Raw genomic sequence first — 13,197 nt, forward strand, 5'->3', positions numbered from 1 at the left:
TGCGGGTGGCAGCATCAACGCTTGCAATCAGGAGAGGTTACAGCCATGTCATTTGAAGTGTTTGAAAAACTGGAAGCGAAAGTACAGCAGGCGATTGATACCATCACTCTGCTACAGATGGAAATTGAAGAACTGAAAGAGCAGAACAATAATCTGCATCAACAGGTCCAACAGGCGGCAGGTAACAGTGAATCACTGGTGCGTGAAAATCAGGTGCTGAAAGAAGAACAGCATGTCTGGCAGGAGCGTCTGCGCGCATTGTTGGGAAAAATGGAAGAGGTCTGAGTTAATCAGCCAGATTGTAACGGGTGCCAATGGCACCCGTTGCGTTTTATTCGATGTCCAGCGGGTCTTCGGAAAGGATAATGCCCGTATTATCCGCGTAAAGATGGTCGCCTGAGAAAAAGGTCACGCCGCCAAAGTTTACCCGAACGTCGCTTTCACCAATACCTTCGCCTGCTGCGCCTACGGGAATGGCGGCGATAGCCTGAATACCAATGTCCAGCTCTTCCAGGCTGTCCACCTGACGGACTGAGCCATACACCACAATACCTTCCCACTCGTTTTGCAGCGCCAGCCTTGCCAGCGCGGCGTCAACCAGCGCACGACGGACCGAGCCGCCGCCATCAACTAACAGGACACGACCACGTCCGTTTTCCTCCAGCAAATCGTAGAGAAGCCCGTTGTCTTCGAAACATTTTACCGTGATGATTTGTCCACCAAACGAGGTACGACCACCGAAGTTTGAAAAGAGCGGTTCAACGACGTTTACATCTTCGTGATAGATGTCGCAGAGTTCAGAAGTATCATATTTCATAAGAAAGGTTCGTCTGTTTGCCACAGGAAGGGCAAGTATATCGCTTTCCGCCGGGTGTTGCCAAAATCATCAGTTGCTAAAAATTGCGATGGGTCAAGCACATCGTGATTAGCTGATGACCAGACCAACAGCAAAAAGCAGGTTAACCAGCAGCGCGCTTTTTACCGTTTTTACCAGCAGTGGCCGCATTGCCAACGCCGAGGTTTGCTCCAGCACATAACGGCCCTGACGGAATAGCAGAGGCGAAGCCAGCAGGAACAACCAGCCGGTTACACCCAGTGAGTTCATCGCGGCAAACAGTGCAAAGCACAACAGTGAAGCTGACAGCAGCAGCAGATGGTAATAGCGTGCCCGGGTGGGACCCAGGCGCACAGCCAGGGTGAATTTGCCATTCTGGCGATCGTTTTCAATGTCACGCATGTTATTGGCGTTAAGGACTGCGACCGCCAGTAACCCACAGCCGCTGGCTGGATAGAGTAAGATTGCGTGGAAGTTGTGGGCCTGGAGATAATAGCTGCCGAGTACGCCCAGCCAGCCAAAAAAAATCAGTACAGATGCATCCCCAAGCCCGAGATAGCCATAAGGTTTTTTCCCCACGGTATAGGCGATAGCGGCTACGATAGCCAGCGCACCCAACGCCAGAAAACCGAAGATATCGCTGAGCGACCGACAGGCACTCACCACCAGAGTCAGGCCAGAGGCGATTGTCAGTACAATAGTAATCACCAAAGCAAAGCGCATCTGTTTCTGACTGATCATCCCTTTCTGCATTCCGCGTAGCGGGCCGATACGCTCCGGGGTATCACTGCCCTTTATTGCATCGCCGTAGTCATTCGCCAGATTGGACAGGATTTGCAGCAGGGCGGTGGTCAGCAGAGCAAGTACGGCAACAGAAAGCCTGAAATGCCCGTGCCACCAGGCGAGAGCCGATCCGGTGATCACTGAGGCACAGGCCAGAGGCAGGGTGCGTAACCGCAGGCTTTCCAGCCAGGCACGAAGTGGGGAGAGAGTCGGTATGGAGCAGATGTTTTCCGTCATCGGGCTGTCCCCTGGCTGGAGAGAAGGAGCGGTAGAGTGTCAGAAAGTATAAGGGGGATATTTTGTAAAAGACTTAATCCATATCAACTAACGCTTTGCGCTGTATCGCAGTTGTTTCTTGCTGTTAGTGACCTGTACCGGTTCCGGCAGAGATTGGTTATCAGGAAATATTTGAATTTTATTGCTATAAGTTCAGCCTCTCCTGGTGCAGGGAATGGCTGTCTGATGTTCAACCTGGCTGAAAAAATGCAATACCGTAATGCATACAGGTAATGACGATCGTTCTGCCGCAATCGATGAAATCTTATCCTGCCAACTGGATGCGATCTCTTCAGAATAGTGCCGATCGCCTGGGACGATCGGCAGAGGGGAAGGTGACTTGATTCGCGCTAAAATTACAAAATAAAACGGCTGAGATCTTCGTCGGCCACCAGCTCGTCGAGGTGTTTACCAACGTAATCCGCATCAATGGTAATGGATTCGCCGTTACGATCGCTGGCGTCATAGGAAATCTCTTCCATCAGACGCTCAAGCACCGTGTGCAGACGGCGGGCACCGATGTTTTCAGCCGTTTCATTGACCTGCCACGCAGCAGCAGCAATCCGACCAATGCCATCTTCGGTGAAATGAATATCGACACCTTCCGTCTTCATCAGCGCTTTATATTGTACGGTGACAGATGCATTTGGCTCAGTCAGGATCCGTTCGAAGTCATGTGTCGTCAGCGCCTGCAATTCGACCCTGATGGGCAAACGTCCCTGAAGTTCCGGAATCAGATCCGAAGGGCTGGCCACCTGGAACGCACCGGAAGCAATAAACAGGATGTGATCGGTTTTCACCATGCCGTGCTTGGTGGAAACCGTGCATCCTTCTACCAGCGGCAGCAGATCGCGTTGTACGCCTTCACGTGAAACGTCAGGGCCAGAGCTTTCACCCCGCTTACAGACCTTGTCAATTTCATCAATAAACACGATGCCATGCTGTTCAACCGCGTCGATCGCTTCCTGTTTCAGTTCTTCAGGATTGACCAGTTTGGCGGCTTCTTCTTCCACCAGCATCTTCATGGCATCTTTGATCTTCAGCTTGCGTGGCTTCTGCTTCTGTCCGCCCAGATTCTGGAACATTGACTGCAACTGGCTGGTCATCTCCTCCATCCCCGGAGGTGCCATGATTTCGACGCCCATTGGCGCTGCGGCCAGATCGATTTCGATCTCTTTGTCGTCCAGCTCACCCTCACGCAATTTTTTACGGAAAGACTGGCGCGCGGCGGAAGGCTCAGCAGATGACTCGGCCTGGCCCCAGTTATTTTTTGCTGGTGGGATCAGTACGTCGAGAATGCGCTCTTCAGCCATCTCTTCAGCGCGATAACGATTCTTATCAATCGCCTGCGAGCGCACCATTTTAATGGCTGAGTCAGTCAGATCACGGATGATGGAGTCAACTTCTTTGCCAACGTAGCCCACCTCGGTGAATTTTGTGGCTTCAACTTTGATAAAGGGCGCGTTAGCCAGTTTGGCAAGACGCCGGGCAATTTCGGTTTTCCCTACCCCGGTTGGGCCAATCATCAGAATGTTTTTTGGGGTGACCTCATGGCGCAGCTCTTCATCCAGCTGCATACGACGCCAGCGGTTACGCAGAGCGATAGCCACAGCACGTTTGGCACCATCCTGACCGATGATAAATTTGTTCAGTTCGCTAACGATTTCGCGCGGAGTCATTTCAGACATAATCGGGTCCTTACGCTTTAGACGGTAATTCTTCAATGGTGAGGTTGTGGTTGGTATAGATGCAGATATCGCCTGCAATACCCAGCGCTTTTTCCACGATATCGCGCGCACCGATTTCGGTGTTTTCCAGCAGTGCGCGGGCGGCTGCCTGCGCGTAAGGACCGCCGGAACCGATAGCAATCAGGTCGTTTTCCGGCTGAATGACATCGCCATTACCGGTAATAATCAGGGAGGCATTCTCGTCAGCGACGGCCAGCAGGGCTTCCAGTTTGCGCAGCATCCGGTCGGTACGCCAGTCTTTTGCCAGTTCAACGGCTGCTTTTACCAGGTGCCCCTGGTGCATTTCCAGCTTACGTTCAAACAGTTCAAACAGCGTGAAGGCATCTGCGGTACCACCAGCAAAACCGGCAATAACCTTGTCGTTATAGAGACGACGCACTTTTTTGACGTTGCCTTTCATTACGGTGTTGCCGAGGGTGGCCTGGCCATCACCGCCAATGATTACCTGGCCGTTGCGTCGTACACTTACAATTGTTGTCACGGGCAGACCCCTTGTTGCAGTCAGAAAGATACCCCCGCAGCATGGCTACGGGGTTTTAATGATGCAAACAGATATGGGGCGGGTTTGAGGTGTTTCAACCCCCGGCGGCGAGAGGAATGCAATTTGTGTGGCCGGAGCCGCGCAGTCTCTTCAACGTGCTGTCAGCAGCAGGGCGATTGTTTAACGGTCCAATGACGACGCGATTCCAGCCGCCGCCGGTAGTGATCCGACTCTCAAATCCTTCGAAAGCCAGCTGGGCACGAACCGATTCGGCCTGATCGGTGCCCTTAAAGGATCCACATTGTACCATCCAGTGTTGAGACTTCTCTTTTGGCACTTCTTTGGGTTTGGCTTCTGCTTTTGGTTGTTGCGCCGTTTGCGGTTGAGCCGCAACCTGATGAGTCGGTTCACGGGTGACAGGAGCAGCCTGCTGTGGACGGTTTTGCGGCAGCATGCGCGTTGTTTGCGGTTGATTTGTCGTTTGGGACTGACTGTGGTTTTGCGCCGCTGATGGCTGTTGCAAACGAGACTGTTGCTGCAATGTGTTTTGCTGCTGCTGCTGATGTTGCAGTGTTTGCTGGCGTTGCAGCGTTTGCTGACGCTGCGCCGGTGTCTGCTCGTTCCACGGCACTTCATTCAGTTGGGTTGGCTGCTGGCGCATATCTGCCTGCATCTGCTCAAGCAATTGACGCTGCTCGTCGGTCAGCTGAGTCTGGGAATGAACTTCGCCGCCCGCAGAAGGTTCGGTTGGGGTTGGCACGGTTATCTGACGGTTTTCCAGCTCTTTGATGTAACGCCAGCGTTCTTCAGGTTTAGGCGGCAGGCCATTGCCTGGCGCTTTATGATCCTGAATTACCGCCGTTTCTTCTTTTTTATGATGAGCAATAAACCACAATCCACCGACGAAGGTCACCAGCACTGCTGCGGCAAGCACCACCATTATCTTTGATACACCTGAACCACCACTGCGCTTTTTACTGCGACTGTTGGTCTTTTTGCGCCGCGTCCCTGTCGAACGCCCGCGGCTAACGTAATCTTTTTGTGCCACTATCGTTCCGCTAATAAACAGTGAAAAAAGTGAGGCCGGAAACTCATCAGCGCTGGCGCGCCCGGTTGTCAGCCCGCCATGTTACTCAAGGGGCGGAGATTTGACCAGCAGCGATGCCATTAAGAATCTACTGAATCTCGATTTCAGCTCTGCAAAACCGCTATTAATCGCTTTTATTCCTTTTCGTCGAGTGAGGGGGCGGTGCTGCCACGAATTTTCAGTTCAAAATCTAACAGCCTTGAACCATTGTTAATCATTTTTCCCTGCATCTGTTCCAGCAGCAGGTTCATCGCTTCACGCCCAATGTTAAATCTCGGATGAACGATGGTGGTCAGCTGAGGATCGCTGTAACGAGACAGTTCGATATCATCGAAGCCAATCAAAGAGAGATCCTGAGGTACGCGCAGCCCCATACTCTTTGCCTGAGACATAGCACCCAACGCCATAATATCACTGTGGCAAAACAGCGCATCGGGTGGGACAGGTAACGCCATTAGCTGTTTCAGTGCCCTGGAGCCTGCGTCAAAGGTGAAGTCACCCCGCACAATATAGTGTGGTTCCAGCGAAATGCCATGGCGCTGCAATGCCTGAATATATCCTTGCAGGCGAAACTGGCACAGCGGCATATGATGTGGGCCAGCGATGCAGGCGATACGGCTGTGGCCCAGCTTCAGCAGATGGTTTACCGCCTCAAAGGCCGCGGTCAGATTGTCGATGTGTACAGAGGGCAGATCAAGTTCAGGCGCAAATTCATTCGCCATCACTATCGGAGGCAGATTCTGGCGCTCTTCCATACTGCTTTTAAAAGGCAGTTGAGAACCGAGCAGGATCATGCCGTCAATCTGGCGGGTCATCATCAGATTGAGAAAGGATTGCTCATGGTGGAGCTGATGAGCGCAATCGCCAATCAGCACCAGATAGCCGTGTCGGGATGCCACGACTTCAATCCCCCGAATCATCTCACTGAAAAAGGGATCACAGATATCCGGAACGATTGCCAGAATGGTTTTTGATTCAGTGCGCCTGGCGTTGCGCGCCAGGGTGTGCGGTGAGTAACCGACGGCGATCACCGCCTCTTCGACTTTTTGTCGCGTTGCGGCTGAGACTTTATCCGGGTTCATCAGGGTGCGCGAAACGGTTGCCGTTGACACGCCAGCTTTCTCCGCCACGTCCTTCATGGTGACACCCGTTGTCTCTTGATTCTGCTCCAACGCTACTCTCCTCACGCCAGCCAGAGCTGGCCTGACAATCATTATTCTGGCAACAACGCTGCTGTGGCCTGTCCATTGTTAAATATTCCGGCAATGAGATGCTAACGGATGGCGTAACCTAATTTGCATAAAAATTGTGACTTGTGCGACTTTTTTCGATCGCTCTCGCAGCGGTCCTGCACAGCAGGAAAGGTTTTCAGCCTTCCCCGGGATCGACATCCAGCGTCCATTTGACTTTTCTGGCCTGTGGCAGCGTCCCAATCAGCGGCAGCGTATATTTTATCAGCCGTTGTAAATGACCACGCGAAGGATGCTGAAGCAGTAATTGCCAGCGATAACGTCCACCGCGTTTAGGTTGTAGCGCGGGAACAGGCCCCATTACCCAGAACGCCTCATCTTTCAGCGGGCTGGCTTCAAGCAGATTTCGCAGTTGCTGCAGAAAAAGCGCCGACTGCTGATTATCATGATCGTCTGAACGAAACAGGGCATGGCTGGTAAAAGGGGGAAGAAATACCGCTTTACGTTCACTGAGTGCCTGCTGTGCAAATGCATCATAGCCCTGATGAAGCAGAGTTTGCAGCAGCGGATGTTCCGGGTGGTGCGTTTGCAGCAGCACTTCACCCTGTTTGCCCGCCCTGCCAGCCCGACCCGCTACCTGGGTATACAGTTGTGCAAACCGTTCGGACGAACGAAAATCAGCAGAAAAAAGCGCGCCATCGACATCCAGCAAAGATACCAGCGTGACATCCGGGAAATGGTGACCCTTAGCCAGCATCTGAGTACCCAACAGAATGCGTGCGCCGCCACGGTGAACCTCGGCCAGTTGCTGCTCAAGAGCACCTTTGCGGCTGGTGGTATCCCGGTCAATACGTGAGAGTGGTATCCCTGGAAACAACTGACTCAGATTTTGTTCCAGTTGCTCTGTGCCGAGGCCCACCGGCACAAGATGGGTTGAGCCACACTGCGGGCACTGATGTGGAATGGGCCGCTGACTGTCGCAGTGATGGCAGCGCAATTGTCGTTGATGCTGATGGAGTGTGTAATAGCGATCGCAACGCTGGCATTCAGCAATCCAGCCACATTCATGGCACAGCATAGCGGGGGAGTAGCCACGACGATTCAGAAACAACAGCACCTGATTGTCGGCTTTCAGGTGTGTGCCAATTTTTTTCAGCAGCGCTGGCGAAAGGCCGCCCTGAAGCCTGACGCCTTTCAGATCGATCAATTGCTGCGTCGCCTGCCGTGCATTACCGGCGCGCTTGCTGAGCGTTAATTGCCGGTACTTGCCAATCTGCACATTATGCAGCGTTTCCAGCGCCGGTGTCGCCGTGCCCATCACCACGGGGACTTCTTCCTGCTGTGCCCGAAAAACGGCCAGATCGCGCGCCTGATAACGCCAGCCCTCCTGCTGTTTATAAGAGCTGTCATGCTCCTCATCGATAATGATCACGCCCAGACGGGCAAAGGGGGTAAACAGTGCCGAACGGGTGCCAATAACGATAGCCGTTTCGCCGCGATGTGCCCGTAACCAGACTGCCAGACGTTCACTGTCATTCAGGGCGGAGTGCAAAACATCAACCGGGGCATGAAAGCGTTCGCGAAAACGGGCAATGGTTTGCGGTGTCAGACCAATTTCAGGCACCAGCACCAGTGCCTGACTGCCTTTTGCCAGCACATTCTCCAGCACGCTCAAATAAACCTCTGTTTTACCTGAGCCGGTGATGCCTGCGAGTAGCCAGGCTGCAAAATGGTCGTCTTCGCTGCGAATGGCACCCACTGCCATTGCCTGTTCGGTATTCAGCCGCAGACGTTCACCTTTTACCGCATAGTCTTCGCGCCAGTCAGGCTGTTTGACAAAACTTGCCTGCAAATCACACAGGCCTTTGACCCGCAGCGCCTGTAGCGTGGCGTCTGTAATATCGTGCTGGCTGATTTCATGACGATAAAGATTACTCTGGCGCAGGGCTGCCAGTGCCTGTTGTTGCTTAGGCGCACGTCTGAGAGTTTCTGGTGCCGTTGCCCGACCGGTTTCGCTGATAAACCACTGCCACAATGGTGCTTCCTGTGCGGGTTTTCCCTGGCGAAGCAAAACGGGTATGGCATGAAACAGGACTTCGCCTGTCGGGTAATGATAATAATCAGCAGCCCATAGCAGAATGCGCCAGAGTGAAGGCGGATATAACGAGCAGGTATCCAGGACGTCGTATACCGACTTCAGCTGATCCTGTGGCAGGTCACTGCTCTCTGCCAGTCCGACGACGATGCCGATAGCTTTGCGCTTGCCAAAAGGTACGCTTACGCGCGCGCCGGGCACCGTTGCAGGCAGATGCGCAGGCAACAGGTAGTCAAAGTTACGGGCAAGCGGGACGGGCAGTGCGACCTGAACAACACGCATGAATTCATCCGGGTGAAATTATCAGCGGGACAGTGTACACTGTGTCGTTCGCAATGTGCGGATTCGATTGCGGCGCGTGGTTAATTTCTGTATAGTTCGCCGCCGTTGATACGTTAAGTGGTATCAGCATACAGCTGTTATTTTTAATCTTCGTGTGGTACCTGTGCAGGAGTGACCTGGCACGGGAGAGCGACACGGCCTTCACTGAGGTTTCCCATGAAAAAAGGTATTCACCCAAATTACGTTGAAGTTACTGCAAAATGTTCTTGTGGTAATGAAATCAAAACCCGCTCAACAGTGGGTCGTGACCTGAACCTGGACGTATGTGGTAACTGCCACCCGTTTTACACTGGTAAGCAGCGTGATGTTGCTACCGGTGGCCGTGTTGACCGCTTCAACAAGCGTTTCAGCATTCCTGGTAGCAAATAAGCTACCTGAAGGTTACGCGATGACAAGTCCGCTTCAACACTCAGTTTTCTGATGAGGAGCGGATAAAAAACGGGTACTGAATAGCGGCAACTGTTGGATGTAAGCCAGCCAGAAAACCGATATTCGTGCCCGTTTGTTATTTACTTCAGAAGGGTTTTCGCAAAACTTCTTACCAGCCACCAGCCACCAGCCACCAGCCACCAGCCACCAGCCACTTATCTATGGGTTAGTGACATCAGCCCTGCCAGTAAACGTCTGTTCTCCGTCAACGTTCAATGTTATCTGCCGTATTATTAATGGCACAGATTCAGGTTTATCAGGCCTGGCAAAATGTTTCAGTTGAGGTGTTCTTCAGCAACGCAACCGGGGTGAAAAATTCCGTACAGCATGCTGACTGAAAATTAAAGAACGGTACAATTGTACCGTTCTTAATCTGGTTTCATCACCCAGATTATTGGCCCAAATATATTTAGGCTAAGTTAGCTACAGTGATGAAATAACCTGTTGATACAGTATTACTCTGTGGTGGTTTTATTCAGCGTCACTGTGGGGGCAACAATGTTACCTGCGATATCACTGACGCTGGCTATGGTCGGTGCAGTAATATTGATGGAGGTATCAGCTGACAGCGTTCCTGATGTACACAAGACCAGCCAGGAGCAGGTTTTATTATTGATTTTACCATTGGTGTTGAGTGCCAGAGTATTGCCTTTCAACGTACCATAGTTAGTAATGCTGTTAAGGCCGGTAACGACAAAAGCATCTTCGGCAGTCATTGTGCTGGTATTTTCAAAACTACCAGAATAAACAGTAATATCCTTGCCACTGAACGTAGTTGCGTTTTTAACCGTGTTTGCCACAACGTAAGCGGTTCCTTCCGTGGAAACTGAGCCAGAATTCAGGTTGACCTGATCCGTTGCCAGCAGGTTGACGGCGCTTTTTCCGCTAATGGTGCCCGTATTGGTGACTTTAGTATTGGCTACGGCTGTAAGCGCGTTATCTGCATCGGATGTATACCCGGAACGGAGATACACGGTGCCATCTGAACTGATGGTGCCTTTGTTTTCAATGTCACCTTTATAGGCGATAAGCTGATTGGTGGTGGTTGCATTCAGCGTGGCTTTTTCTGAGTTGGATATTTTACTGCCGGCCGCCGCGCTGAGTATGGCACTGGCATTAACTGTACCGTTATTATTCAAGTCTCCGGACGAAACCAGTTGAATATTTGTGCCAGTCATCGAACCGCTGTTTGTCAGGGTACCGCCGGAAGATGCGATGAGATTGGTGGTGGCTTTCAATGATCCTGAGTTGATCAGCGTACCATTGGTGGAAATCTGCATATTGTCAGCGGTCAGCGTACCATTGTTATTAACACCGACCCCCGTTTTGGTGCTTTGCAACAGAATGACACCCGCTGTCACCCCACCCAACGCGCTGACATCAATACCGTTTACTAAAAATGCGTGAGATCCGTCGGCGGTGACCATGTCGGTGGTGCTGTCATAGGTATACCTCCCTGCGATAGCCCTGAGAGTTCCCGAGGTAATCTGACCGTTAATACGTACATTTTCAGCCAGAATATCCGTATAGCTGTCAGTATTTGTTAACCCACTGCCGTTAACGGTGACGGTTCCTTTCTGAACGTTAAAGCCCGTCAGCGCGCCGTCGTATAATACGGGCGTACCGGTAGTCAGCGTTGCCCGGCTGGCATTAACAAAGCTACAGCCCGTGCAGGTGATGCCGTTTGGATTGGCGATAATAACGTCGGCAGCAGTACCGCCAACCTCAATAAAGCCTTTTAATGTACTGGCTTTATTGGAAATAACTTCGTTCAGAATAACTTTTGCAGCCGCATCCAGGTTGTTATTTTTGGCGATGTTACCACTATCACGTATCAAATCAGCGGTACTGTTGTTCAGCACCATTCCTTTATCGCTGACGTTAAAATCTGACCACATGTTGTGAGAAAGACCGTTGGTATCAGCTTTGTTGATGTTCACCACGGTAGAACCATTAAGATGCGTGTAGGTGGCTGGATCCGCTAAAGCAACCTGTGACATCATGGCAACCGAAGTGGCTAAAAAAACCAGGTTAAATTTATGCATTTTCATTTTTAATCCTTTAATAACGTTCCTGATAATAGTGAGTATTGCAATAATCAGAGCTAACAATAACTTGCTATTGTTTTTTTTGACCTCCTTAATTTTTAATATTTCCAGTACAGAGAAAAACCTAAATTCAAAGGATCAGTATGGAGCCCCTGAGGTTTATAAAGTGGCGCGCCGAAAAAAAAGTCATAATGGGTATTCCAGAGCCGACCACGCAACCCCGCGACGCTACCTGTGAGCGTTCTACCAGAATAATATTGCTGGCTGTAATCACCAATGACCTGGCCGAAATCGATCCCCAGATAAGGCTGATAGTTTTTCCCTGCGAATACCCAGCTTATGTCATTACTAAAAAACCATCCCTGGTTATCCTGTAAATTATTTTCGCCATTAAAACCTTTGACTGTCCAGCGGTTACCCAGTGAATAACGATCCAGTGATGATAAAGTATCCGGTGACAATTGCAGGTTAAATCGCGGAGAGTAATTTAGTCTTTGCCCCAACAGAGAGAAGTTCATTGACCCCTGAAGGTCAAGCGTAATAATCCGTCCTGCACTGTCGATCAGGCCATATTGCTGTTCCACGGTTTTGCTGCTGGAAAACCAGGGCATTTTCTTTTGGTAGCTGAGGCTGGCAGAAACAGCGGCGTTATCGAAATAATGCTGATGCTGGAGGCGAACTTTCCATCCGGCATTTCTCTTATGCATACTGGTCAGTTCATAATCATTATAATAGTAATGCGTACCTGCGTTAAAAATCTGCAATTCAACGATAGATTTTTGGTGAACGGTATGGGACAGCAGGCGACTGATTTGGGTGCTGAAATAATAGTTTTTGTTATTCAGCATCCAGTCCAGACTGTTTCCTTCGATATGTTGTTTGTAGCGACTCTGGCTGGCATACAAATCCATCCACCAAAATCCAAAGGGAACCGAGTAGCCAATTGACTGATTGTTATTACCTTCAGGTTTATTACGGTGGTTCAGGTCATGACCCGCAGAGATAAACAAGGTGTCACTGAGTGAGGTCACATTATTAAGATACAGTGCCCCGCCGGCCTGATAGCGCCCTGTGGATTTATTGCCGGCATCATCCATCCATGCACTGACCTGCCAGTATTTATCCTGATAGCGATTAATCAGAATCTCGCTCTCACCCTTTCTTTCCCCGGGAATGACATTGAGCCTGACCTGCGAGCCGGCAACGCGCTGTAAATTAAAACTCCCCTGTTCCAGCTCACTCAGGCTCAGCAGATCACCTTCGCGAAAAGGCAAGGTTGTTTTCAGGTTGATATAGTTAGAGCCTCCTTCTTTCAGGCGGATTTTGCTGATCTTGCCGGCATTAATATCAAAGTACAGCTCTCTTTTATTCAGATCCTGTTCGGGAAGATTTATTCGCGTAGTGATGTAACCCAAACGGATGATTTCATCTTGCAGCACTTTTGTTAATAGTCTGATGCCTTTAATACCCAGGCATTTCCCCTGAGCCTGATGGGTAAAGTAATCCAGTGTTCTTAAATTCAAATTTGCGTTATCTTTTTTCCAGCTGACCTTATCAATTACGTAACAAGTCTTCTCATCTGGGAAGTGGATTATTTCTTTGTTGGTTTCTTGTTTTGTTGAGCGTTCGCCTCTTTCGGTCTTCAGTAATTTTTCTTTGCGATTTTTATCCTGTTCAATCTGATTAATGGACTGATCGTGAAGTGATTTTATGGCATTTTCTGTTGGAGCTTCTGCTGCTTGTGTTTCTGTATTCAGGGAAACAAGAATAATAATGAAAACAGGCATCATCGTCCGGATGCTTAAAAAACTATCCATGTGGAATTCCGTTTTTTTTTAAATTTTATTTAAGTCGGCAGTATACTTTATTATTAATAAGACGGG

General features: G+C 50.4%; 11 protein-coding genes. 2 read left to right on the top strand and 9 right to left on the bottom strand.

Annotated features, from left to right (window positions below):
- Window positions 1-45 precede the first annotated feature (45 nt).
- On the top strand, window positions 46-285 hold the full coding sequence (zapB, locus tag BG55_RS05590) for a cell division protein ZapB (protein WP_034935258.1): 240 nt from the start codon (window positions 46-48) through the stop codon (window positions 283-285).
- Window positions 286-331: 46 nt separating this feature from the next.
- On the opposite strand, the gene rraA is transcribed toward zapB, so the two are convergent.
- From rraA to priA, 7 genes are all read right to left on the bottom strand, one after another.
- Entirely contained in the window at window positions 332-817 is a 486-nt protein-coding gene (gene rraA, locus BG55_RS05595) for a ribonuclease E activity regulator RraA (protein ID WP_034935261.1), read from the bottom strand.
- A 108-nt stretch (window positions 818-925) separates the two neighbouring features.
- Window positions 926-1,855: a 1,4-dihydroxy-2-naphthoate polyprenyltransferase gene (locus BG55_RS05600; RefSeq protein ID WP_034935264.1), complete on the bottom strand. Its 930-nt coding sequence runs from the start codon at window positions 1,853-1,855 to the stop codon at window positions 926-928.
- A gap of 395 nt (window positions 1,856-2,250) precedes the next feature.
- Window positions 2,251-3,582 carry an ATP-dependent protease ATPase subunit HslU gene (hslU, locus tag BG55_RS05605; protein WP_034935267.1) on the bottom strand — a complete coding sequence of 444 codons (1,332 nt, stop codon included), beginning with the start codon at window positions 3,580-3,582 and terminating at the stop codon, window positions 2,251-2,253.
- 10 nt (window positions 3,583-3,592) lie between these two features.
- Window positions 3,593-4,123, bottom strand: a complete 531-nt coding sequence (hslV, locus tag BG55_RS05610) for an ATP-dependent protease subunit HslV (RefSeq protein WP_034935270.1) — start codon at window positions 4,121-4,123, stop codon at window positions 3,593-3,595.
- A gap of 94 nt (window positions 4,124-4,217) precedes the next feature.
- The gene (ftsN, locus tag BG55_RS05615; RefSeq protein ID WP_034935271.1) at window positions 4,218-5,171 is read right to left on the bottom strand and encodes a cell division protein FtsN; all 954 of its coding nucleotides are present in this window, start codon (window positions 5,169-5,171) and stop codon (window positions 4,218-4,220) included.
- A 173-nt stretch (window positions 5,172-5,344) separates the two neighbouring features.
- Window positions 5,345-6,382: a DNA-binding transcriptional regulator CytR gene (cytR, locus tag BG55_RS05620; protein ID WP_034935273.1), complete on the bottom strand. Its 1,038-nt coding sequence runs from the start codon at window positions 6,380-6,382 to the stop codon at window positions 5,345-5,347.
- A gap of 196 nt (window positions 6,383-6,578) precedes the next feature.
- A complete protein-coding gene (gene priA / locus BG55_RS05625; protein WP_034935274.1) occupies window positions 6,579-8,777 on the bottom strand; it encodes a primosomal protein N' in 2,199 nt (732 codons plus the stop codon).
- 216 nt (window positions 8,778-8,993) lie between these two features.
- On the opposite strand from priA, the gene rpmE reads away from it, so the two are divergent.
- Entirely contained in the window at window positions 8,994-9,206 is a 213-nt protein-coding gene (gene rpmE, locus BG55_RS05630; RefSeq protein WP_034935277.1) for a 50S ribosomal protein L31, read from the top strand.
- A gap of 515 nt (window positions 9,207-9,721) precedes the next feature.
- On the opposite strand, the gene BG55_RS05635 is transcribed toward rpmE, so the two are convergent.
- Together BG55_RS05635 and BG55_RS05640 are read right to left on the bottom strand one after the other, a co-directional pair.
- On the bottom strand, window positions 9,722-11,317 hold the full coding sequence (locus BG55_RS05635) for a two-partner secretion domain-containing protein (protein ID WP_034935278.1): 1,596 nt from the start codon (window positions 11,315-11,317) through the stop codon (window positions 9,722-9,724).
- A gap of 95 nt (window positions 11,318-11,412) precedes the next feature.
- Window positions 11,413-12,837, bottom strand: a complete 1,425-nt coding sequence (locus tag BG55_RS05640; protein ID WP_235192722.1) for a ShlB/FhaC/HecB family hemolysin secretion/activation protein — start codon at window positions 12,835-12,837, stop codon at window positions 11,413-11,415.
- Between the last annotated feature and the right edge of the window lie 360 nt (window positions 12,838-13,197).

This window comes from Erwinia mallotivora (genome assembly GCF_000590885.1).
Taxonomy (GTDB): domain Bacteria; phylum Pseudomonadota; class Gammaproteobacteria; order Enterobacterales; family Enterobacteriaceae; genus Erwinia; species Erwinia mallotivora.

What these genes read in the sequence shown, in the direction of transcription:
- BG55_RS05635 (WP_034935278.1), bottom strand. Translation starts at nt 11,317, where the DNA reads ATGAAAATGCATAAATTTAACCTGGTTTTTTTAGCCACTTCGGTTGCC.
- rraA (WP_034935261.1), bottom strand. Translation starts at nt 817, where the DNA reads ATGAAATATGATACTTCTGAACTCTGCGACATCTATCACGAAGATGTA.
- hslU (WP_034935267.1), bottom strand. Translation starts at nt 3,582, where the DNA reads ATGTCTGAAATGACTCCGCGCGAAATCGTTAGCGAACTGAACAAATTT.
- rpmE (WP_034935277.1), top strand. Translation starts at nt 8,994, where the DNA reads ATGAAAAAAGGTATTCACCCAAATTACGTTGAAGTTACTGCAAAATGT.
- zapB (WP_034935258.1), top strand. Translation starts at nt 46, where the DNA reads ATGTCATTTGAAGTGTTTGAAAAACTGGAAGCGAAAGTACAGCAGGCG.
- BG55_RS05600 (WP_034935264.1), bottom strand. Translation starts at nt 1,855, where the DNA reads ATGACGGAAAACATCTGCTCCATACCGACTCTCTCCCCACTTCGTGCC.
- priA (WP_034935274.1), bottom strand. Translation starts at nt 8,777, where the DNA reads ATGCGTGTTGTTCAGGTCGCACTGCCCGTCCCGCTTGCCCGTAACTTT.